Origin of the sequence: Oceanicaulis alexandrii DSM 11625, from assembly GCF_000420265.1 — a bacterium.
Classification (GTDB): domain Bacteria; phylum Pseudomonadota; class Alphaproteobacteria; order Caulobacterales; family Maricaulaceae; genus Oceanicaulis; species Oceanicaulis alexandrii.
The window spans coordinates 145,003-165,518 of the sequence record NZ_ATUP01000002.1 but is presented as its reverse complement, the minus strand read 5'-3'; the positions used below and the strand labels follow the sequence as shown (position 1 = coordinate 165,518).

Sequence of the window (20,516 nt, the reverse complement as noted above, 5' to 3'; positions counted from 1 at the left end):
GGGGGGCAGTGCGTAAGACACGATAGTCGCGGGCGCCGATGAAATCGAGATGGCGCGTGCTGTTGTCGCGAAAAAACAAAAAAGCCTGACGCGTCAGCGTCAGGCTTGTCTGTCAGCGCTTGCAGAAAGCGCGAAAGATGGTGCGGCCGAGAAGACTCGAACTTCCACGGGTTTTACCCCACAGCGACCTCAACGCTGCGCGTCTACCAATTCCGCCACGGCCGCGAATTCGGGAAGCGGGCGTGTACCAAGCCCGGCCCCTCTTGTGAAGCCCTTATGTGAGGTGCTTATGCAGCGAAATAGTCGTGAACGTCTGCTGCGTCAGTGATTGAAACCGCCACCCGGTCGCCCTGAATGATGATTTCACCGCGTGCGATCGGATGGTTATTGGCCAGAATCCACACTTCGTCATGCTCGGCGGCGTCCAGGGGAATCACCGCGCCCCGGCCCATGCGCAGGAATTGGTGAATCGGCAGCTTGGACCGGCCCAACAGCACGGAGATTTCGACCTGAACGGCGCCTAATTGGCTCATGAAACGTGCATCACTGTTGCTCTGTGGCGCATAACCCTTGTCATGCGCGTTCAGCCTCACGATGTTCCGCTACGGTTTCTCGACAGTTAAAGGCCTGCAAGATCATGACAGACGCGACCATCGGCTGGGCGGTCTCTCAGACCCGCATCCCCTACCCCGACGCCGAGGCCGCCATGGAGGCTCGCGCCGAAGCAATCGCCAGGGGCGAAGCGGGCGAACTGATCTGGCTGCTCGAACACGACCCGCTTTACACCGCCGGCACCAGCGCCAAGCCTGAAGACCTGCAAGACGCTGAGCGTTTTCCTGTTCACAAGACCGGGCGCGGCGGCGAATACACCTATCACGGTCCCGGCCAGCGCGTGGCCTATGTCATGCTGGATCTCAGGACGCGCGGCCGGGACGCGCGCAAATTCGTCCGCGATCTGGAACAATGGATCATCTCAACGCTCGACAGCTTCAACGTCACCGGCGAGCGGCGCTGCGGGCGCGTGGGCGTGTGGGTGGACCGCACCCAGCCCGGCGGTCCGGAACGCGAGGACAAGATCGCCGCCATCGGCATACGTTTGCGCCGCTGGGTGTCGTTTCACGGCATCGCGCTGAATGTGGAGCCGGATCTGTCGCACTTTGGCGGCATCACGCCCTGCGGCATCTCTGATCCGCGCTACGGGGTCACGAGCCTTGTGGATCTGGGACTGCCCGTGACGATGGATGACGCCGACCTGGCGCTCAAGCGCGCTTTTGAAGACGTGTTCGGCGCCGTCCATCGCGAAGACCCGCCGGTCTAGAGCGGACGAATCTCAGCTGAGAAACAGCCATGCTTGGCGTTATGGGCGTGGATATAGGCGACGTCCGGACGGTCGAGCGCAGTCTTGATCGTCTCAACGCCGGCCGCTTCATCAAGAAACATGTCGGCGCCGACCAGCTGGCCGTCCGCATCAAAGAACCGCAGGGCGATGGGACGCCCGCTCATCACAGGCGGCAAGGCGTTGTCAAACTGCGCCGCGGCGTGCGCGTGCTCTCGCACATAGATCGCAAAAGCGTGACGATACGGCGTTGAAACTGCGTGGCTTTCATAGTTCAGCAGCAAGACGGTTTCCCCCACAGGCGCGTCTTCCAACGTGATGCGGCAGGGATATCCGGGCTTGGCGTCAACTGTTTTGCGTTGCACCCCACGTTCAGCCAGAGCGGTGGCGGAGAGGTCAATTAGCGGCTTGAAGAGATCAGGGTTCAACCCGGTGATCTGAAATGCCATGTCTTTGCTCCTGTGATCAGAAGCCTAGCGATAGCGTCAGACAGTCATCCGCGCATTCCGATCCTTGCTCAGCCTGACATCTCAGCGCGGCTTGCTGCGCGCGGTCCAGTACCCCACCGCCGCCAGCACCAGCCAGAAGCCCCACATGGACGGCCAGGCGCCCGCATGCAGGATCGCCATGGCGAATTCCGGGTCCGAGGTCAGCCGTTCCTGGTAGGCTTGCTGGATCGCGGGGTCATAGGCCGCCGCCTGCACCGCAGCCGGATCGTCCATGTTCACGCCCTGGCTTTCAAGAAAGGCGACGAATTCCGGATAGGCGCGCATCGCCATGCCGAACAGGCCGGTGATGATCTTGATCACGGTGGCGCCAGCCAGCGCCGCCAGGGCCAGCGCCGTAGGTTTGCCAAGCGCGCGATAGCGGTTGATGAACACCGTGCCGGCGAAAAAGGCGATGACCAGCCAGGACAGAACGCCCGCAGCCGGAGAAAAGCTGATGCGCAAGGCGTCCAGCGCCGCAATCACCCCCAGTCCGATCCAGAATTCGTCCTCGGTGGAGCGAAAGACCGGCATAAAGGCCGTCTTCAGATCAAAACTGGGTTGGGTCACGCCGGCTCCTCACAAAATAAACGCGCGCCCCGGTATGAAACGGAGCGCGCGTCCATGGCAAGCCCGCCCTGCGTCGCAGGGCGATCAAGTTCAGGTCTTCTGATCCGGATCTTCGGTCGGCGCTTCAGCAGGAGTCTCGGCTGGCGCTTGAGCGGGCGCTTGCGTTGCCGGATCCATCGAAGCCGCAGCGCCTTCAACGCCAGGAGGCGGGCCATAGCGGTTTTCTTCCGGATCGGACTTGAGAATAGCGTTGGCGCCAAACACCACGATCAGTCCAACGACCAGGGATGAAATCGCATTGGGCAAGGCCAGCGCTTCTGCGAGCTGCGCCTGAGCCTGCATCATCTGCGAGAAACCGGTGACATCCTCCATGGCCTGCATCATGTCGCCGGCGAACATCATGGTGATGATCTGGCTGGCAATCATGCTGATGATGAACCAGACCAACACGATCAGCAGCAGGAACCAGCCGCTTTTGCCACTGTCATGCAAGCGTTTGCGCCACAGCACGACCCACGGATAAATCATCGCCAACCCAACCAGCGTCTGCACGCCGATCAGCGCGCCATTGCCGGTCAGCGGCACCAGGGCCAGCACGAAACCGATCCCCAACAGCACCAGAGCGCCAGTCTGGAACTGGCTGGGATTGATGCGCCCGTTCGGCGCAAAAAGAACACTCATCAAACTCACGGGTCGCCCTCCGTCACTTCCCCTGTCGTCCAGCCGCAATGGCTAGCCGACCTTCATATCAGTCTTTGGTTTCGTCCGGATTCGCCTCGGTCGGCGCAGCCGCCGGCTCAACCGGAGCCGCAGTCGCATCGATCACCGGGGCCGGACCATAGGCGTTGGCGCCTGCATCGCTTTTGAGCACCCCTACCCAGATCGTGTAGGCGATCCAGACCAAGGTGCTGAGCAGGAAGAAGACGCTGGCCAAGCCGCCGCCAGCGATCAGCGCGCCGACATTGACGTCGCCCTCGCCGGCCAATGCTGCGATGAAAACACCGCCCAACATGACGGAGCCAATCACCCCAAGGACAATCGAGACCGCCCATGGCACGGCATGCAACCAGGCGCTGTTGCCGGCATCATGCAGACGTTTGCCATAGACCGCGACGCCAACCCAGAGCAGCGCCAACCAGATCAGCGTGCCCAGAAACGGGATCCAGGTGAGCAGCAAATTGCCGCCGAAAATGATCGCCACGCCAATCCAGAAATCTTTCTGGCCGATTCGACCGTTCGGATTGAACAGCAGATTTCCAATATCCATGATGTCCCCAGGCTTTGAAGTAGAAATGCACGTGAACCAGCGTTCGTGTTTCGGCGACGCGCGTCAAGAGAAACCGGCTCAGCCTTCAGCCGGCGGCGCTCCGGCGGACCGGGTTGCGGCCTGGGCGTACACAGCCTGACGCGGCGCGGGCCCATACACATTATCGTCCTGATCAGGGCTCAGAACGCCCACCCAGATGGTGTACACCACCCAGGTCAACGCAGAGAGCGACCAGAAGAGCAGCAGGCCGCCCGCCGCCAGCAATCCGCCGCTGACCAGCTGGGCCGTGGCTTGCGGGGTGAGATCGCCGGATTCCAGCATCTCCCAGCCCCCCGGTTTTCCGACCATGTCCAGAACAGGCGCAAGCGCGGCGCCGCCTGCAGCCACAACGCCAAATCCCATCAGAGACAGCGAAATGACCCAAGGAATAAGATGAATCCAGCCGGTCTTGCCTGCGTCATGCAACCGTTTGGCGGAGACGACGGCGCCCACATAGATCAAGCCGATCCAGAAGATCGCTCCGACGACCGGCAAAGGGGCGAGAAACAGATTGCCAAGAACGACGATCAACATGCCCAACCAGTACTCATTCTGGGTGCTGCGACCGTTGGGGCTGAACAGGGTGTGTCCGAGATTCATCCAAGACTCCGTTTCTTTACGCCCTGAGTGTGCCTGCGCCACACGGCTCGCGTCAAATGAAGTCTGGGTAAGTTATCGGGCAAGCACACTGAAAAACAAAAGGCTGCAGTCTTCAAAACTGCAGCCTTCTGAAACAGCCTGTATGCACACTTTAGTCGAATTCGATCAACAATTCATCGGCGGCGACTGAAGCACCCGCGTCGCAATTGACCGACTTGATCACGCCGTCGAGTTCCGCGCGGAGCACGTTCTCCATCTTCATGGCCTCGACCACCATCAGGGCTTCGCCGGCCTTGACCTCCTGACCCGCCTCAACAGCAACGGAAACCACAAGGCCCGGCATCGGGCTGGTGACCAGCTTGGCGGTGTCCACGGGCTCTTTTTCCGGCAGGCGCGCGTGCAGCTCGGCGATGCGCGGCGTGCACACAAGCGCATCGGCCTGATAGCCGCGATGACGCAGCTTGTAGCCTTCGGTGCGGTCGGCGACGAAGACCGCGAAATCCTGGCCGTCCAGCGTGCCTTCAAACATGTGATCGCCCGGCTTCCAGCTGGTGGTCAGAACCACCGGCTCCGCGATCAGGCCCGGCGCCCACAGCTCGGCGCCCGCCTCGTCCAGATCCATCGCGCCTTCAGGGATGCGCAGCTCCACCGGGAAACGCTGATCATTGAGGATCACCACCCACTCATGGGCGAGGCCCTCTTCAGGCAGCGGCGTGATCCGGCCGGACACACGCGCCGCGCGCTCCACAAAAACAGTGTGGATGAAGGCTGCGGTCGCACACAATGATTTGAGCTGGAACTCGGTCGGCGCGGTGCCGTTGAAGCCTTCGGGGAAGTGCTCGTCGATATAGCCGGTATGGATCCGGCCGGACTTGAAATCCGCCTCGTCCAGCACCGCGGACAGGAAGGGCGCATTGGACTGCAGCCCGTCCACATAAAGCCGGTCGAGGGTTTCTGACAAAGCGTCGATGGCCGCGTCACGATTGTCGCCATAGCCGATGACCTTGGCGATCATCGGATCATAGAACATCGAGATTTCATCGCCCTCGCGAACGCCGGAATCAATGCGCAGCGCGCCGCGTCCGATCGGGCCTTCCAGCGGCTCGACATAATGCTTGAGACGGCCGATCGACGGCAGGAAGCCGCGATAGGGATCTTCGGCGTACAGGCGCGCTTCCACCGCCCAGCCCTTGATCTGCATGTCGGACTGCTTGAAGCCGAGCTTTTCGCCCGCCGCGACGCGGATCATCTGCTCAACAAGGTCGATCTCGTGGGTCAGTTCAGTGACCGGATGCTCCACCTGCAAGCGGGTGTTCATTTCCAGGAAGTAGAAATTGCGATCCGGATCGACGATGAATTCGACCGTGCCGGCGCTGTCATAATCCACCGCTTTGGACAGGGCGACTGCCTGGTCGCCCATCTTCTTGCGGGTCTCGGGGTCAAGGAACGGCGACGGCGCCTCTTCCAGCACTTTCTGGTTCCGACGCTGCACCGAGCATTCGCGCTCGTTGAGATGGACCACATTGCCATGCTTGTCGCCCAGCACCTGGATCTCGATATGGCGCGGCTTTTCGACGAATTTCTCGATCAGGATGCGGTCATCGCCGAACGAGGATTTCGCTTCGTTACGAGCGGCCTTGAAGCCTTCACGGACTTCTGATTCTGAGCGCGCGATGCGCATGCCCTTGCCGCCGCCGCCGGCTGACGCCTTGATCATCACCGGATAGCCGATATCGCCCGCCACCTCGACGGCCTGCTGATCGTCCTCGATCTCGCCCTTGAAACCGGGAACGGTGCTGACGCCGGCTTCGGCGGCCAGTTTCTTGGATTCCAGCTTGTCGCCCATGGCCGAAATGGCGTGCGGGTTCGGACCGATCCAGGCGATGTTCTTCTCGGCCAGCGCCTTGGGGAATTTCGCATTTTCAGACAGGAAACCGAAACCGGGATGGACGGCGTCCGCGCCGGTGTCCAGGCATGCCTGGATGATCTTGTTCATGTCGAGATAGGATTCGCCCGGCGCCGGCGGCCCGATGAACACGGACTCATCGGCCATCTCCACAGCCAGCGTATCCGCGTCCGCTTCGGAATAGACCGCCACGGTGGGAATGCCCAACCGCTTGCAGGTCTTGATGACGCGCACAGCAATTTCGCCGCGGTTGGCGATGAGGATCTTGTTGAACATGCCCGGTCCTGTCGAACTTTCTGAAATGTGCGGATGGTTTAGCGCGCTGCGGAGCACGGGGGCAAGTCGGACGGGATGCTAGGGCTTCCGATCCGTGTCGTCCGAGTGGCTGGCCTTGCGGGTTTCAAACAGTTCCGCCTCGTCCTCCCGACGGTCCAGCCAGCGAAACTCCACCGAGCGCAGCCGGCTCACAACCTGCAGCAGGAAGGCGGTCGACCAGCCCAGCAGCAGGAAGCCGTTCGCGCTCTCAATGCCCGCCAGCACCCGCCAGCCCGGCTCAAGCACAATGTCGCCATAGCCCACCGTGGTGAAGGTCGAGGTTGAGAAATACAAAGCTTCCTCAAAGGTTTCGATCACACCACCAAACCGGTACAGCGCCGCGTACACCCAGATCTGGACAGCGTGCAGCAAGAACAAGCCCTGCACCACGCCGAGGATGAGCGCCATCTGCCACCAGGCGGACGTCACATGGTTGGAATGCCCTTCCCGCCAGCGCATCAATGCGATCAACGCCGCCAGGCCGCCCAGGTGAATGGATGTGGTCAGCACCACCATACCCGTCGCCAGGGCGAGAAAAGAAAACAATTCCAAGATTCTTCCCCTGAGTGATCAATCGCCAACCCTATCCAGCCGCCGCCTCGACCGCTAGCGGGTCTATCGTGACAGGACCGGCTTGAGGTCCATCACGTTGCAGAACTGCTCGAAGCGCCGCCAGGCCCGTTCCACCACCAGGTCTTCAGTGTCCGGACGCGCTGTAATGCGCATCTCTCCCGCTTCACGCGACAGGCTGAACGCTTTCAAGAGCTTTGCGGTGCGGCCTGACAAGGCCGCGCCAAAGCGCAGACCGAGCCCCACCCGAACCGCCGCTGCGCGCTGTTCTTCGGTGAGCAGATGGCTGGAGACACAGTCTTCAGAGCGGGCGGATTTGCCTTCATAGCGATGGTGCAGGCAGAGCGCGAGAAACGCACGCTCATCATGGCTCAGCCCACCGATTGGCGCATACAGCACCTGCGTGAACGCCAGGTCGCCGCGGTGGTCGGGGTGAAGGCGCGCGCCAATATCGCACAGACGGGCCGCCGCAGCGCGCAAGCGTTTGTCCCGCGCCTCTGAGAACACAGCCCCCTCACCGTCAAAGGCGGGCTCCAGCCAGTCCGCAAGCGCGAGGCCGAATTCGGGCTCGGGCGAGGCGGAATGGGACATCGCCTCCGCGCCGCTCAGGAGCGGATCGCCCTCCTCCACAAGGCTCAGATCGCTGACGCACACCACGCCTTCGCGCAGGCCGTTGGCGGAAAAGACGACGCGGGAAAATCCGCCCGCCTTCATCACCCGGTCGAGCAGCATGGCGGCGTAGGGCAATGTGGCCGCCCGTTTGGAGGCCACGCCCGGCACGGAGGCCAGCGAGCTTTCGCTCTGGCTCATGGCGAAATCGACGGCCTTGCGCACCTGTTCTGGCGTCATTTCGTATTCATGCAGCAGGCGCAGCGGATAATTGCGCAAGGTCATCGAGAGGTTGGCGAAGGACCGCCAGGCGCCCCCCACGGCGTAGAAGGTGTCGCCGGCATCCTTGAGGACCTCGCCAGCGTTGGCCAGTTGTTCATCCACATGAGCGCGCAGCGCCTGCGGCTTGGCTCCCGCTGCATTCACCGCAAGCGGCCCCAAAGGCAGCGTGACCGCGGACAGCGTGGTGCGATTGTCCAGACCGGTCAGCTCCAGGCTCGACCCGCCCAGATCGCCCGCGACGCCCCAGGCTTCACCCACGCCCGCCAGCACGCCCAGTGCGGAATAGCGTCCTTCTTCCTCACCACTGAGCACGTCAATGATCAGTCCGGTTTCGTTACGAACCCTCTGGACGAACTCCGGCCCGTCCTCGCATTCACGCACAGCAGCGGTCGCCACGGCGCCGCGCGTGCTGACGCCCTTGGCGTCCAGAAGCTGGGTGAAGCGCTTGAGCGTGCGCAGGGCGGCCTCAACGCCTTCGGGGTTCAGCCGTCCCGTCTCCGCCGCGCCGCTGCCAAGCCCCGCCATGGTCTTTTCATTGAACACGGGCCAGAGCATCCGGCCCTCGACCCGGTATTGCACCAGACGGACCGAGTTCGAACCCACATCAATCACCGCAACATCGCGGCCTTTGAGCTGAGGCTCGGCGCTGCCGAAGCCGAAAATGTCACGGACGCCCATCAGTCGCGCGGACCCACATGGGGAAAGGCGGGCGGCTGATCCTGTTTCAGCGCTTCGCCCCGGCCCGACAGGGAGGGGTTGGTCATGAAATAGGCGTGCGCCGAGAACGGCTCGTCCACGCCCTCTGTATCAAAGCGCGTATAGGAGCCGTCGGCGTTCATGTACCAGCTCTGGGTTTCGTCGTTGAGATTGGCGACCATGATCTGATCGAGCACCTGCCGGTGCACAGTCGGGTTCTCGATGGGGCACAGGGTCTCGATCCGCCGGTCCAGATTGCGCGGCATCCAGTCGGCCGACGAGATATAGATCTCCGCCTGCGGGCTGGGCATGGGCGCGCCATTGGCGAAACAGGCGATTCGCGAATGCTCCAGGAAGCGTCCGACAATGGATTTGACGCGGATATTCTCTGACAACCCCGGAACCCCGGGTTTCAGGCAGCAGATGCCGCGCATGATCAGCTCGCACCTGACCCCGGCCTGGCTGGCTTCATACAGCTTGTCGATGACGCGCGGATGGACCAGCGAATTCATCTTCGCCCAGACGCCGGCGGGCTTGCCCGCCTTGGCGTTCTCGATCTCGCGATCAATCTTCTCACAGATGAATTCGAGCATGCCGATCGGGCTGATCACCAGCTTTTCCAGCTGCTGCGGCCGGGCATAGCCGGTGACGTAGTTGAAGATCCGGCCCGCATCCCGGCCAAAGGCGGGGTCGGCGGTAAAGAGCGACAGATCGGTGTAAATGCGCGCCGTGATCGGGTGGTAATTGCCGGTGCCGAAATGGGCGTAGCTGCGCAGGTCCGCGCCTTCACGGCGCACCACCAGCGATATCTTGGCGTGGGTCTTGTACTCGATGAAGCCATAGACGACCTGCACGCCGGCGCGTTCCAGATCGCGCGCCCAGCGCAGATTGGCTTCTTCGTCAAAACGCGCCTTGAGCTCGACCAGCGCGGTCACGTTCTTGCCCGCTTCCGCCGCCTCGATCAGAGCCGCAATGATCGGCGAATCCTTGGAGGTGCGATACAGCGTCTGTTTGATGGTGATGACATCGGGATCACGCGCCGCCTGACGCAGGAACTCCACCACCACGTCAAAACTTTCATAGGGGTGATGGACGATCAGGTCTTTCGCCCGAATGGCCGCGAACACGTCCCCGCCATGATCCTTGATGCGCTCGGGGAAGCGCGGCTCATAGGGATCAAATTTCAACTCGGGCCGCTCGTCTGGGATCATCTGGCTCAGCTGCGCCATGCCCAGAAGCCCGTCCACCAGCTGCACATCCTGTTTTTCGGCATGCAATTGCTGGGTGATGAAACGGCGCAACTCTTCGGGCATGCCCGCTTCGATCTTCAGGCGCACCAGCACGCCGCGGCGGCGTTGTTTGAGCAGCGCTTCAAACTCGCGCACCAGATCTTCGGCTTCTTCCTCGATCTCGATATCGCTGTCGCGAATGATCCGGAACGCGCCCTTGCCCACCAGATCAAAACCGGGAAACAGCGCATCCATGAACAGGATGAGGATGGTCTCAAGCGCGATGAAGCGTTTGACCGGACGGCCCTGCTCATCCACCCGCTCTGTGGGGATCTCGATGAAGCGCTTCACCCCGGCCGGCATGGGCAGAAGCGCATTCATGATCCGGCCGTCGCGCTGGCGCCGGAGCTTGAGCATCAGGGCGAACCCCAGATTGGGGATGAACGGGAACGGGTGCGCGGGGTCGATCGCCAGCGGCGTGATCACCGGCAGCGTATGCGCCAGGAAATCATCGCGCAGCCATTCGCGCTCTTTCGTTGTCAGGTTTTGCTCATCCACCAGCTCCACGCCCTGCTCGGCCAGAAGGTCCTGAAGCTCACGCCAGGTCTCCTGCTGAGCGGACATCAGCGCCGTGGCGGCCTCATTGATCTGGTCAAGCTGCTGGCCGGGCGTGCAGCCATCCATGCCGGGCCGGTCCATGCCGTTGCGAAGCTGGGCGCGCAGGCCGGCCACCCGCACCATATAGAACTCATCAAGATTGCTGGCCGAGATCGACAGGAAGCGCAAGCGCTCCAGCACAGGATGATGGGGGTTGCGCGCTTCCTCGATGACCCGCCAGTTGAACTGCAGCCAGGAGAGCTCTCGATTGAGGAACCGATCCGGAGACGCCATCAGCGCCTCTACATCGGTCGGGGATCCGGAGGATGAAGGCGCGGCGTCGGTCATCACGGGGCTCCAAACAGGCGAAGGGCGCGTCGGGTCAACTGGATAGGACTGACAGCCCCTCGCGCGCAAGAGTGCGAGTGACAGGGCCTTTACGCGCCAGTGCTTCGCGGTCGAGCCAGGCCGTCAAACGCCGCGCGTAATCCACAGATCGTTCCATGCGGTCAAGGAGATACTCAAGAACGCCTGGGGAGAGCGGCGTGCGTTTGTCACGGAAAAGTTTTTCCATCACCTGACGCAGCAAGGCGTCATCAGGCTCATGCAGCACCGCGGTCTCCGTCGCGATCAGGCGCGACGCCAGATCGGGCAACGAGACCGGCCATTCCGCCGGCGCTTTGCCCGCCGTCATCAACACGGTCACGCCGGCATCGCCAGCCGCCCGGTTCAACAGGTGAAACAGGGCGTTCTCATCCACGCCCTTGTCGCAATCCTCGACCAGGACCGCCGCCCCGCGCCCGACACTCTTCAGACCTTTGGTCAGATCAGAGGCGTCAAGTTGCATGGCGCGCGTCCGTGCGGTCCACATGTGAGACAGATGGGTCTTGCCGCTGCCCGCCGGTCCGACCAGCAAGAGATGGCCCTGCCGCCAGCGTGGCCAGCGATTGACGAGCGCCAGGGCGGCGGCGTTGGCTTCACTGACCGCAAAGGCTTCGGCCCGGTAATCGGGCTCAAGCACCAGATCGAGCGCAAGTTGTCCTGGCTTCATTAGCGGCTGCGTACCGTCCACCCCAGAGCTTCATCCTCGGCCAGAACCGCGCCGCGGGCGCTGAGTTCGGCCATGACCTGTTCGCGCGCGCCCCGATGGGTGATCGTCATCGCGGCGCCCGTGCGCGAAACGGCGTCCAGGCGCGCATTCTGGATCAAGGACGCGCCGGTCACCGCCTGTTGCAGCTCTCGCCATTCGGCGAGATTGTCAAAAAGAATGCTCAGATCGAGCTCGGCCACGGTCGTGTCGCGCACCACGCTGGCGCGTTTCCAGTCCTGCTCGCGACGCTCCACAATGGCGCGCGCCGCATCCTCGAATCCGCCCGAAAGGCTGATCGGAGCCACGGTTTCACGTTGCAGGCCGCCCTCGCCGTCAAAGCTGATGATCACGCCGCCCGCGCGCACTGAACCTGGCTCCTGGCGCGCGACCAGCACCATGGCCCGCTCAAGACCCATCTCATCAAGCAGGGAGCGAAGCGCGGACACATTCAAAGACACGACAGCGCTCGCCGAGATCGCATCGTCTTCGACCGCGAGAACCGGAGTCAGCGCATGCTCGAAACCGTTGTTTCGCCAGACCTCCAGCCAGTCTCCACCCAAGACCCGCTCACCCGAGCCAAGCTCTGTCACCGGAATGACGGCCATGGGCGCCGCTTGGGATTCGACGAAGGGAACGCCCAGACCTGACAGATAGCGGCGCACGGCGCGGGGATCAAAATCAAGGCTTAGCACGCCGCGATAACGGGTGGCCGAGCGCTGTTCATCAGAAATCTGCAGGCCCGCGATTAGAGACGCCGCGTCCTCCGCCGAGATCAGCAACAGGTCTGATTGCATCCGGTCTTCAGGCAGCGTCAGGCGCTCGATCAGCCTCAAGGCGCCCTGGGTCTGGCCCTCTTCCATGGCCGTGCGCTGGGCGTCGTAGGCTGTGTCCGCACGGGCATCAATGGCGACGCCGTCGATGGTGAAGGGCCCGTCCGCCAGGGCCGAGGCGGTCATAACGCCAGCCGCCAGCCCCGCAAAAGCCCATTGCACTGCCTGCCTGATCGCTTGCATGGTGATCCCCTGATGCGTCATTTCTGTTCGCGACTATACGCGGATGCGCGCTGCGGTGAAGCCTGTTGCGGCGCCCCGCCCTCTCGCACTTTTGATAATTGCACGCTATGCACGCCTGAACTGACGATATGGCCAAGGGAGCCGCACGTGTCACACTCCGACCCGAGCCCGAAATCCGGACTGACCTACGCTGACGCCGGCGTCAGCATTGATGCAGGCGACGCCTTGGTGCAGGCCATCAAACCGCTGGCCAAATCTACCGCCCGCCCCGGCGCAGACACCGGACTGGGCGGCTTTGGCGGCGCGTTCGATCTCAAGGCCGCAGGCTTTCAAGACCCGGTTCTGGTGTCCGGCACGGACGGCGTGGGCACCAAGCTCAAGCTCGCCATCAACTCCGGCATCGTCAACACGGTCGGGATTGATCTGGTGGCCATGTGCGTCAACGACATCCTGGCCCAGGGCGCCGAGCCCTTGTACTTCCTCGATTATTTCGCCACCGGCAAACTCGACCCGACGCGCGGCGCCGCCGTCGTCGAGGGCATCGCCGAAGGCTGCCGCCAATCGGGCTGCGCGCTGATCGGCGGCGAAACCGCTGAAATGCCGGGCATGTACACAGGCGATGATTTTGACCTGGCCGGCTTTGTGGTCGGCGCCGCCGAGCGTGGGGCGCTCTTGCCGCGCCATGACCTGATGAAGGAAGGCGATGCGTTGATCGGCCTCGCCTCTTCCGGCCCGCATTCAAACGGCTATTCCCTGATCCGCCGGATCATCGACCATGCAGGGCTCGATTTTGATAGCGACGCGCCCTTTGCGCCGGGTCGCAAGCTGGCGGAAGCCCTGCTGGAGCCGACACGCATTTATGTCAAAGCGCTGATGCCCCTGATCCGCGCCGGCCGCATCAAGGGCCTGGCCCACATCACCGGCGGCGGGATCACGGAAAACACGCCGCGCATGCTGCCCGATCATCTGACGTTCGAAGTGGATTATGACAGCTTTGAGCGCCCCGCCGTGTTCAAATGGCTGGCGGAAGCGGGCGATGTGGCCGAGAGCGAAATGCGCCGCACTTTCAATTGCGGCGTCGGCATGATCCTGGCGGTCGACGCCAGCGAGGCGCACTCGGTTTGCGAGGTATTAAACGCAGCAGGCGAGAACGCCAGTGTTATCGGCGCGTTGAAGGCGAACTAGAGAATGGCGAAAACCAAAGTCGGCGTTTTGGTCTCTGGCCGGGGATCAAACCTTCAGGCCTTGCTCGACGCGGCCCAGGATCCGGACTTCCCTGCCGAGGTCGTGCTTGTTCTGTCCAACAAGGCTGGCGCGCAAGGGCTTGAGCGCGCCCGCAAGGTGGATGTACCCACAGGCTTTATCGACCACACCCTCTATGACGACCGCGAGGACTTTGAAAAAGACCTCGACGCGAAACTCCGTGAGGCCGGCGTCCAGATCGTGTGCCTGGCTGGATTCATGCGCATTCTCACACCCTGGTTCGTCGAGAAATGGCGCGACCGTCTCTTGAATATTCATCCCTCGTTGCTGCCCGCTTTCAAGGGCGTGCACACCCATGAGCGCGCGCTTGAAAAAGGCGTGCGCGTGCATGGCTGCACGGTGCATTTCGTGCGCGCTGAGATGGATGACGGCCCGATCATCGGTCAGGCCGTGGTGCCGGTGATAGCAGGCGACACGCCTGACGCCCTGTCGGCGAGAGTGCTGGAAGCGGAACACAAGCTCTACCCCGCCTGCCTGAAACTGGTGGCGGAGGGCAAGGCGCGCGTCTCGGCGGAAAGCGTCCGCATTTCCGAAGGCAGCGAGCCCGACAGCGAAACTGTTTTGATCAATCCGGCGGTCTAGCTCACGTTCACGCATGGCCGTGACAGGAGACACCGATGAACGAGACGCCGGCAGACACCCTTTCAGAGACTGTCTACTCCGCGCTGTACGATGATGACGAAGCGCGGGTCTGCAAGGACGTGCCGGAAAGCGCCTGTCAGCATCAGCCGCGCAACTGGGTCTTCTCCACCCTTTCACTGAGCCTGACCAAGACCGGCGATGCGCTGGTCGATCCCAAACTCACCCTGACCTGGCTGCTGGGCGCCTTGGGCGCCCCCGCCTTTCTGGTCGGGCTTCTCGCCCCAGCGCGCGAGGCGGGCGCCCTCCTGCCTCAGCTTTTTATCGCCTCCGCGATACGCCAGCGCGAAAAACGCAAATATATATGGGCGGCGGGCTCGCTGGGTCAGGCGCTGGCGCTGGTGATCATGGGCGTGATCGCGCTGACGCTCGACGGCGCGCTGGCCGGTTGGCTGCTGATCGCCATGGTCGCTCTGTTCGCAGTGGCGCGCAGCCTGTGCTCGGTCAGTCACAAGGACGTGCTGGGCAAGACCGTCTCCAAAACCCGCCGCGGCGCGGTCAGCGGCTACGCCACCACGGTTTCCGGCCTGGTCGCGCTGGTCTTCGGGGCGCTTCTCGTGGTCTCGCCCGACACAGGCGCGCCGGTGATTGCGGGCCTCCTGTTTCTCGGCGCCGCATTGTGGGTGACTGCGGCCTTCATCTACCTGCAGCTCGCTGAAGCGCCCGGTTCGACCGAGGGCGGCGCGAACGCCTTTCCTGAGGCGATCAAGCAGATCCGTCTGCTCTGGACGGATCGCGATTTTGGTCAGTTCGTCGCCGCACGAACCTTGATGATCGCCACCTCCATCGCCCCGCCCTTCCTGGTGTCCGCCGCACAGAACCGGACCGGGGCGGAGCTTGCGGGCCTTGGCGGGTTTCTGGTGGCGTCCGCCAGCGCCGGCTTTGTCAGCGGCTGGGCGTGGGGGCGACTGGCGGACAAATCCAGCCGCTGGGTGCTCGCCGCCGGCGGGCTGGCGGGCGCTGCAGCGTGCCTGGCAAGCGGGGCGAGCCTTCTGCTGGCTGCGCCCTGGTCCGAGCTGATGCTCTTTCACGCGGGCGTTCTGTTCGTGCTCGCCTTCGGGCATCAGGGCGTGCGGCTGGGCCGGTCCACCTATCTGGTCGACCTGGCCGATGAAGACACGCGCGCCAGCTACACCGCCGTCTCCAACACCCTGATCGGCGTCTTGTTGCTGGTCTATGGGCTGATCATGGGCGGGCTCTATCAACTGAGCGGTCCCTGGGTCATGATCGGACTGGCCGTCAGCGCCCTGGCCGGCGCAGGGCTCGCCGTTTCGCTCAAACCCGTTTCTGGCTGATATGCGCATCACCGACGATCTCAGCATTGATGAAAGCCTGATCACCGAGCGCTTCGTGCGATCCTCCGGGCCGGGCGGACAGCATGTGAACAAGACCGAGAGCGCGGTGCAGCTGCGCTTTGACGTCAGCGCCAGCGACCTGCCCGCCGCGATCAAGCAGCGCCTGGTGCGCCTCGCCGGCACGCGGATGACCCAGGACGGCGTGTTGATCTTGCATGTAGAAGACCACCGCTCTCAGGAGCGCAATCGCGCCGAGGCGCGCACCCGTCTCAAACGCCTGATCGAACAGGCGAGCCGCAAGCCCAAGCCGCGCATCAAATCCCGCCCCTCGCTCAGCTCGATCAAGCGCCAGAAAGACAAGAAGGCGAAGAAGAGCCAGACCAAGGCGATGCGTCAGAAACCAAGAATGGATTAGAGGGGCTTACACGCAACAGCAATAAAAGGAAAAACTAATCCTCAATCATTGCAGCCGCATCCACAATAACCCTCTTCACCTTCCCATCCGGTCGACGAAATGCCCGATAAGAAATAGCAATATTCGCATCCCTTCTGCGATAGTATTGCGAATGACTCCAAAGCAATGCATCAATAGTCTGATCGCTTACCTCCTCTCCTAAAATATACGAAACACCTCTTTCCTCCTCTGAAAGATAAACCCTTCCAGACCTATTGTTTCCATTCATCGAATTCACCACAGCAATATCTTCGAATGAAACAGGATCAAAAACCTCTTCCTCTAAAAAGGATTTTGTATCGCCATTAAATTGAACCGAAGCTGGACCATTAAATATATAAATATTATTCGCAGAATAACCAATGGGTGCATGAGCTCTCTTTAGCGGATCAACAACTGAGTCAGCGACAGCGTCAAATGTCCCTTTTGTCGCCACCCTTTCCCAAGACTTCACTTCATCAGGCGAATCTTGCCCAGTAGCCCTTCTAAAAACAGATTTTATGAAATCATAAACAAAACTAGATGTAAGGTTATACCCTAAACCCGCAGCCGGCCCACTTAGCAAGACAGCTAGATCATACTCAACACTACCCTTATGAGGTGCCGATATCAGAACTTTATTCTGCTCTGAGTAAGGCCCCTTATATCTAACCTTTTGATGCTCTAAATAATAAATAACTCTATTAAAACTGATTCCAAAACCTGATAGAGACTCACCCGCTAGAGAAAGGTCCATGAGCCCCTTACTCGAGAGATCACCATCATATTTCAGCTTCCATCCATCTTGCATTTTTGTCTCCGAGGCAGCTGGCATCCGAACTCATCCGGGAAGCCCTCAACGTCTAGACAAACTTTCACAGGATTCCCCTTTTAGGCAAGCGCCTTGCTCCCAGGGAGTGAATTACTGGCGCACTCTTATTAATAAACTGAACAGCGCCCTCCGCCCGCCGCTTCCAGCTCGCGGCACAGCGAGTCGGCGCCCGCCACATCCCCGCCCGCCCGCAATACTGCAGCAAGACCAGTCACAGCGTCAGCGTTCAGCGGATCCAGCGCCAGAACGCGGCGATACCACAGCTCGGCCTGTTGCGGCGCGCCTGCCTCGGCCCGCAAGCGCGCCACCGACAGGCCCACGGCGCTTTGCCAGGGCCGGATGGCGACGGGATTGGCGGCGTAATCACGTGACATGGCTTCAAAACTGCGCGCCAGAAGCTCCGCCTGCCGCTCGGGATGGCCTGTCAGCTCTTCAAGCTCTGACAAATTGATCATCGCGCCCCAGTTCTCAGGGTCGATCACCAGCGCCCGGTCATAGGCGCGTCGTGCGGCGTCAAAGTCTGATTGCGCCGCCTTGATGAGCCCCAGCGCTCGCCAGGCGCGAGCGTGTCCGGGGTCAAGCTCGGTCGCCTCTTGCGCCAGCGCTTCAGCGCGCAAGAGCGCCGCTTGCGCGCGCGGCGTCTGCATTTCGCCGGACTGAAGCGCCTCGGTCAGCGTGGTTCGGTTCGCTTCGCCCTCAAGCCCCCAGCGGATCACCCGCTGGGTCAGGGCGTTCGCCTGCCCCGCAAGCGCCGCCGCATTGCCCGGATCTTGCGCCAGCACCCGCTCATAAAGCCGCAAGGCCGCTTCATTGTCCGAGCGCGTATACTGGGCGTAAAAGCCGTCCGCGCGATCAAGCAGCGCCGAGGTCTCATCGTTTGTCTGGATAGAAGGCTCCGGACGCGGCGCCTCCCCGCTTCGAGACAAAAGGCTCGCCCCGACCAGAATGATCATCAACACCGCCGCCGACGCCGCCAGAACCGGCGCGCCCACCTTGCCCAGGGGCGTCTGGGGCGAGTCTTTGACCGGCTCGACCGGTTCAAGCAGGCGATAGCCGCGCCGGGACACTGTCTGCACATAGCGCGGGGATTTCGCGTCATCTCCCAGCGCCTGACGCAGCTTCCAGACCGTACGCGACAAAGCGTCGTCATTGACGCTGGCGCCTGGCCAGAGCGCAGCGGCGATCTCGTCTTTCGAGCGCACCGCGCCGTTCGCTTCAGCCAGATAGACCAGCAGATCCATCACCTGCGGCTCCAGCTCCACGACGCCTTCAGGTCCCGTGAGCTGGTTCTGCACCGGATCGACTCGCCAGGCTCCCATCCGGAACGCGGTTTCAGCTCTCATTTCAGTCCTGACGCGGTAAAAGGAGGAAAGGTCAGACAATCAGGAAGCGATGGTCATGGCAATCTCGCACCCGTCGATCTTGTGTGAATGAGCGTCCAGTTCGGGGCGCCACACAGTTCAGGAAGACACACATGCTTCGGTCCCTTTTGCTCGGCGCGCTCGCCGCCGCCTTGCTGCCCACCTGTCAGGCGCAGGAGATGATCTCCACCAGCGACGCGCAAGCAGATGCGCAGGCGCTTTATGAAGGGCTGCAAGCGGCGCATTTCGATCTTTACGTCAACACGCCCAAGCCGGTCTTTGACCAGTATTACCAGGAGCTGCAAGACAGGCTCGAGGACGGTCCGATCAGCCCGGTCGCCTTTCACAGCGCCCTGCAGCGCTTCGCCGCCCATGCCCAAATCGCCCATACGCGCATTGAGGGATTCAATCCGGGCTTTCTCGACTATATGTCTGATGAAGCTCTGGTCTTTCCCTTGGGCTTTGAGGTGCGCGAGGGCGAGGTGATCGTCACCCAGGCGCCGACTGGTTCCAGCGTGCGCCCCGGCGACCGGATCATGATGCTGGAAGGCGCGTCCAATGCGGACTGGCTGGCGCGCCTGACCCGCAACATCTCCGCGGATACGCCCGCCCTCGCCTACAGCCAGATGCAGGGCATGGAGCTGTATTATATCTGGCTGGAATACGGCCCGCGCCCGCGCTTCACGCTCGAGCTTGAAGACGCGGCGGGCGTCAGACGTCAGGTCGAGCTCGACGCCGTTCCCATGGCGGCGCTGTCTGACCGCGAGGGCGTTGAGCGCATTGATCTGTCCGGCCGCGACGCCCGCATGCTGACAGGCGACATCGCGTATCTGCGTCCCGGTCCGTTTTACAATACGGCCGCCCAGACCCCGCAAGAGGCCTATGACCCCGAGGCGCTGGCCGCCTACACAGCTTTCATCGACGACGCCTTTGAGCGCTTCATCGATCACGGCGCGCAGGCGCTGATCCTCGATGTTCGGGACAATCCGGGCGGGGACAATTCCTGGTCAGATCCGGTTATCTCCTGGTTCGCCGACCGCCCGTTCCGCTTCGCCTCAGAGTTCCGCATTCGCGTCAGTGAACAAACGACAGCTTCCAATCAGGCGCGGATCGACACCACGTCTGAAGGCGTTTCCAGCATCTCCCAGACGCTCGCTGACCTTTATGACAGCGCGCCCAATGGCGAAACGGTGAGCTTTGAGCTGCCCTACGCCCATCCCCGCGACGGACGGCGGTTTGAGGGCGCGGTTTATGCGCTCGTTGACCGGCGCAGTTTTTCCAACGCCGTCTCGGTGGGCGCGATTGTGCAAGATTATGGCTTTGGCGCTGTGATCGGCGAAGCCAGCACCGACATGACCACCACGCTGGGCGCCATGGAGCAGTTCACCCTGCCCCATTCTGGCCTTGTTGCGGGCTATCCCAAGGCGCTGATCATCCGCCCCAATGGCGACACACACACCCACCCGCTGGAGCCGGATGTTCGCTTGCCCGGCCCGAGGCTGGGCGATCAGGGCGATGTGATGCTGGACGCTGCGATCGCTCATATCGAGCGTCAGGGGCGCTGACACAAAAAACCCCGGCGGATCGCTCCGCCGGGGTTTTGCGTTCAGCTCTGCTGGCGCAGATTAGCCGACGATTTCGTCGTCGGAGAAGAAGAACGGGATTTCCTGAGCGGCGGTTTCCGGCGCGTCAGACCCGTGCACGGAGTTGGCTTCGATGGATTCTGCGAACTCCTTGCGGATGGTGCCGGGCGCAGCGTCTTCCGGGTTGGTGGCGCCCATGACTTCGCGGTATTTCGCGATGGCGTCTTCACCTTCCAGAACCTGCACGACCACCGGGCCGGAGATCATGAAGCTCACGAGATCGCCGAAGAACGGACGCTCTTTGTGCACGGCGTAAAAGCCTTCAGCCTGATCCTTGCTCAGACGGATGCGCTTCTGAGCGATGATGCGCAGGCCGGCTTCCTCGATCTTGGCGTTGATGGCGCCGGTGAGGTTACGCGCGGTGGCGTCGGGTTTGATGATGGAGAAGGTGCGCTGGATCGCCATGTGACGGAGTCCCTGTCTGGCCTCTCAAGGATTGAGAGGGG

Annotated in this window: 21 protein-coding genes and 1 tRNA gene; 6 read left to right on the top strand and 16 right to left on the bottom strand. The window is 62.1% G+C overall.

Features of this window, described 5'->3' with window-relative positions:
• Positions 1 to 138 precede the first annotated feature (138 nt).
• Together G405_RS0113430 and G405_RS0113425 are read right to left on the bottom strand one after the other, a co-directional pair.
• Positions 139 to 225: transfer RNA gene (locus G405_RS0113430), tRNA-Leu, on the bottom strand.
• Between the two features lie 62 nt (positions 226 to 287).
• Positions 288 to 533, bottom strand: a complete 246-nt coding sequence (locus tag G405_RS0113425) for a FliM/FliN family flagellar motor switch protein (protein ID WP_028284815.1) — start codon at positions 531 to 533, stop codon at positions 288 to 290.
• 104 nt (positions 534 to 637) lie between these two features.
• Here G405_RS0113425 and lipB point away from each other — a divergent pair, with 104 nt between their 5' ends.
• On the top strand, positions 638 to 1,318 hold the full coding sequence (lipB, locus tag G405_RS0113420) for a lipoyl(octanoyl) transferase LipB (protein ID WP_022702037.1): 681 nt from the start codon (positions 638 to 640) through the stop codon (positions 1,316 to 1,318).
• On the opposite strand, the gene G405_RS0113415 is transcribed toward lipB, so the two are convergent.
• The 11 genes from G405_RS0113415 to G405_RS0113365 form a co-directional block, all read right to left on the bottom strand.
• Positions 1,315 to 1,785: a DUF1203 domain-containing protein gene (locus G405_RS0113415; protein ID WP_022702036.1), complete on the bottom strand. Its 471-nt coding sequence runs from the start codon at positions 1,783 to 1,785 to the stop codon at positions 1,315 to 1,317. The two genes, lipB and G405_RS0113415, sit on opposite strands and share 4 nt — an antisense overlap.
• 81 nt (positions 1,786 to 1,866) lie before the next feature.
• Entirely contained in the window at positions 1,867 to 2,391 is a 525-nt protein-coding gene (locus tag G405_RS0113410) for a hypothetical protein (protein WP_022702035.1), read from the bottom strand.
• A gap of 90 nt (positions 2,392 to 2,481) precedes the next feature.
• Positions 2,482 to 3,072 carry a DUF805 domain-containing protein gene (locus tag G405_RS16705; protein ID WP_022702034.1) on the bottom strand — a complete coding sequence of 197 codons (591 nt, stop codon included), beginning with the start codon at positions 3,070 to 3,072 and terminating at the stop codon, positions 2,482 to 2,484.
• A gap of 67 nt (positions 3,073 to 3,139) precedes the next feature.
• On the bottom strand, positions 3,140 to 3,658 hold the full coding sequence (locus G405_RS16140) for a DUF805 domain-containing protein (RefSeq protein WP_022702033.1): 519 nt from the start codon (positions 3,656 to 3,658) through the stop codon (positions 3,140 to 3,142).
• Positions 3,659 to 3,736: 78 nt separating this feature from the next.
• A complete protein-coding gene (locus tag G405_RS0113395; RefSeq protein ID WP_022702032.1) occupies positions 3,737 to 4,297 on the bottom strand; it encodes a DUF805 domain-containing protein in 561 nt (186 codons plus the stop codon).
• Positions 4,298 to 4,448: 151 nt separating this feature from the next.
• Complete coding sequence (locus tag G405_RS0113390) at positions 4,449 to 6,479, bottom strand: acetyl-CoA carboxylase biotin carboxylase subunit (protein ID WP_022702031.1); 2,031 nt, start codon at positions 6,477 to 6,479, stop codon at positions 4,449 to 4,451.
• 78 nt (positions 6,480 to 6,557) lie between these two features.
• Positions 6,558 to 7,070 carry a potassium channel family protein gene (locus tag G405_RS0113385; protein WP_022702030.1) on the bottom strand — a complete coding sequence of 171 codons (513 nt, stop codon included), beginning with the start codon at positions 7,068 to 7,070 and terminating at the stop codon, positions 6,558 to 6,560.
• A gap of 63 nt (positions 7,071 to 7,133) precedes the next feature.
• On the bottom strand, positions 7,134 to 8,657 hold the full coding sequence (locus G405_RS0113380; RefSeq protein WP_022702029.1) for a Ppx/GppA phosphatase family protein: 1,524 nt from the start codon (positions 8,655 to 8,657) through the stop codon (positions 7,134 to 7,136).
• Positions 8,657 to 10,849: an RNA degradosome polyphosphate kinase gene (locus G405_RS16135; protein WP_022702028.1), complete on the bottom strand. Its 2,193-nt coding sequence runs from the start codon at positions 10,847 to 10,849 to the stop codon at positions 8,657 to 8,659. The genes G405_RS0113380 and G405_RS16135 overlap by 1 nt, the downstream gene beginning before the upstream one ends.
• Before the next feature lie 34 nt (positions 10,850 to 10,883).
• Positions 10,884 to 11,552 (bottom strand): P-loop NTPase family protein, encoded by a 669-nt coding sequence (locus G405_RS0113370; protein WP_022702027.1) that lies wholly within the window; start codon positions 11,550 to 11,552, stop codon positions 10,884 to 10,886.
• Positions 11,552 to 12,604, bottom strand: coding sequence for a DUF2066 domain-containing protein (locus tag G405_RS0113365; protein ID WP_022702026.1), 1,053 nt, complete (start codon positions 12,602 to 12,604; stop codon positions 11,552 to 11,554). Before G405_RS0113365 ends, G405_RS0113370 begins: the two co-directional genes overlap by 1 nt.
• Positions 12,605 to 12,751: 147 nt before the next feature.
• Between G405_RS0113365 and purM the strand changes: the two genes are divergently transcribed.
• Genes purM through arfB form a run of 4 tightly spaced genes read left to right on the top strand, consistent with a single transcriptional unit; the run spans position 12,752 to position 16,216 of the window.
• A complete protein-coding gene (gene purM, locus G405_RS0113360; RefSeq protein ID WP_022702025.1) occupies positions 12,752 to 13,789 on the top strand; it encodes a phosphoribosylformylglycinamidine cyclo-ligase in 1,038 nt (345 codons plus the stop codon).
• 3 nt (positions 13,790 to 13,792) lie between these two features.
• The gene (gene purN / locus G405_RS0113355; protein WP_022702024.1) at positions 13,793 to 14,449 is read left to right on the top strand and encodes a phosphoribosylglycinamide formyltransferase; all 657 of its coding nucleotides are present in this window, start codon (positions 13,793 to 13,795) and stop codon (positions 14,447 to 14,449) included.
• A 35-nt stretch (positions 14,450 to 14,484) separates the two neighbouring features.
• Complete coding sequence (locus G405_RS0113350; RefSeq protein ID WP_022702023.1) at positions 14,485 to 15,801, top strand: MFS transporter; 1,317 nt, start codon at positions 14,485 to 14,487, stop codon at positions 15,799 to 15,801.
• 1 nt (position 15,802) lies between these two features.
• Positions 15,803 to 16,216 carry an alternative ribosome rescue aminoacyl-tRNA hydrolase ArfB gene (gene arfB, locus G405_RS0113345; RefSeq protein WP_022702022.1) on the top strand — a complete coding sequence of 138 codons (414 nt, stop codon included), beginning with the start codon at positions 15,803 to 15,805 and terminating at the stop codon, positions 16,214 to 16,216.
• Positions 16,217 to 16,250: 34 nt separating this feature from the next.
• On the opposite strand, the gene G405_RS17040 is transcribed toward arfB, so the two are convergent.
• Positions 16,251 to 17,045, bottom strand: a complete 795-nt coding sequence (locus tag G405_RS17040; RefSeq protein ID WP_156861547.1) for a DUF7946 domain-containing protein — start codon at positions 17,043 to 17,045, stop codon at positions 16,251 to 16,253.
• A 128-nt stretch (positions 17,046 to 17,173) separates the two neighbouring features.
• Complete coding sequence (locus G405_RS16700) at positions 17,174 to 18,409, bottom strand: winged helix-turn-helix domain-containing protein (protein WP_084683514.1); 1,236 nt, start codon at positions 18,407 to 18,409, stop codon at positions 17,174 to 17,176.
• 131 nt (positions 18,410 to 18,540) lie between these two features.
• Here G405_RS16700 and G405_RS0113335 point away from each other — a divergent pair, with 131 nt between their 5' ends.
• Positions 18,541 to 19,992: a S41 family peptidase gene (locus tag G405_RS0113335; protein WP_022702020.1), complete on the top strand. Its 1,452-nt coding sequence runs from the start codon at positions 18,541 to 18,543 to the stop codon at positions 19,990 to 19,992.
• A 60-nt stretch (positions 19,993 to 20,052) separates the two neighbouring features.
• Here the strand turns inward: G405_RS0113335 and ndk are convergent, their stop codons facing one another.
• A complete protein-coding gene (ndk, locus tag G405_RS0113330; protein WP_022702019.1) occupies positions 20,053 to 20,475 on the bottom strand; it encodes a nucleoside-diphosphate kinase in 423 nt (140 codons plus the stop codon).
• Positions 20,476 to 20,516: the final 41 nt, after the last annotated feature.

What these genes read in the sequence shown, in the direction of transcription:
- G405_RS0113425 (WP_028284815.1), bottom strand. Translation starts at nt 533, where the DNA reads ATGAGCCAATTAGGCGCCGTTCAGGTCGAAATCTCCGTGCTGTTGGGC.
- lipB (WP_022702037.1), top strand. Translation starts at nt 638, where the DNA reads ATGACAGACGCGACCATCGGCTGGGCGGTCTCTCAGACCCGCATCCCC.
- G405_RS0113415 (WP_022702036.1), bottom strand. Translation starts at nt 1,785, where the DNA reads ATGGCATTTCAGATCACCGGGTTGAACCCTGATCTCTTCAAGCCGCTA.
- G405_RS16705 (WP_022702034.1), bottom strand. Translation starts at nt 3,072, where the DNA reads ATGAGTGTTCTTTTTGCGCCGAACGGGCGCATCAATCCCAGCCAGTTC.
- G405_RS16140 (WP_022702033.1), bottom strand. Translation starts at nt 3,658, where the DNA reads ATGGATATTGGAAATCTGCTGTTCAATCCGAACGGTCGAATCGGCCAG.
- G405_RS0113395 (WP_022702032.1), bottom strand. Translation starts at nt 4,297, where the DNA reads ATGAATCTCGGACACACCCTGTTCAGCCCCAACGGTCGCAGCACCCAG.
- G405_RS0113390 (WP_022702031.1), bottom strand. Translation starts at nt 6,479, where the DNA reads ATGTTCAACAAGATCCTCATCGCCAACCGCGGCGAAATTGCTGTGCGC.
- G405_RS0113380 (WP_022702029.1), bottom strand. Translation starts at nt 8,657, where the DNA reads ATGGGCGTCCGTGACATTTTCGGCTTCGGCAGCGCCGAGCCTCAGCTC.
- G405_RS16135 (WP_022702028.1), bottom strand. Translation starts at nt 10,849, where the DNA reads ATGACCGACGCCGCGCCTTCATCCTCCGGATCCCCGACCGATGTAGAG.
- G405_RS0113370 (WP_022702027.1), bottom strand. Translation starts at nt 11,552, where the DNA reads ATGAAGCCAGGACAACTTGCGCTCGATCTGGTGCTTGAGCCCGATTAC.
- G405_RS0113365 (WP_022702026.1), bottom strand. Translation starts at nt 12,604, where the DNA reads ATGCAAGCGATCAGGCAGGCAGTGCAATGGGCTTTTGCGGGGCTGGCG.
- purN (WP_022702024.1), top strand. Translation starts at nt 13,793, where the DNA reads ATGGCGAAAACCAAAGTCGGCGTTTTGGTCTCTGGCCGGGGATCAAAC.
- G405_RS0113350 (WP_022702023.1), top strand. Translation starts at nt 14,485, where the DNA reads ATGAACGAGACGCCGGCAGACACCCTTTCAGAGACTGTCTACTCCGCG.
- arfB (WP_022702022.1), top strand. Translation starts at nt 15,803, where the DNA reads ATGCGCATCACCGACGATCTCAGCATTGATGAAAGCCTGATCACCGAG.
- G405_RS17040 (WP_156861547.1), bottom strand. Translation starts at nt 17,045, where the DNA reads ATGCAAGATGGATGGAAGCTGAAATATGATGGTGATCTCTCGAGTAAG.
- G405_RS16700 (WP_084683514.1), bottom strand. Translation starts at nt 18,409, where the DNA reads ATGAGAGCTGAAACCGCGTTCCGGATGGGAGCCTGGCGAGTCGATCCG.
- G405_RS0113335 (WP_022702020.1), top strand. Translation starts at nt 18,541, where the DNA reads ATGCTTCGGTCCCTTTTGCTCGGCGCGCTCGCCGCCGCCTTGCTGCCC.
- ndk (WP_022702019.1), bottom strand. Translation starts at nt 20,475, where the DNA reads ATGGCGATCCAGCGCACCTTCTCCATCATCAAACCCGACGCCACCGCG.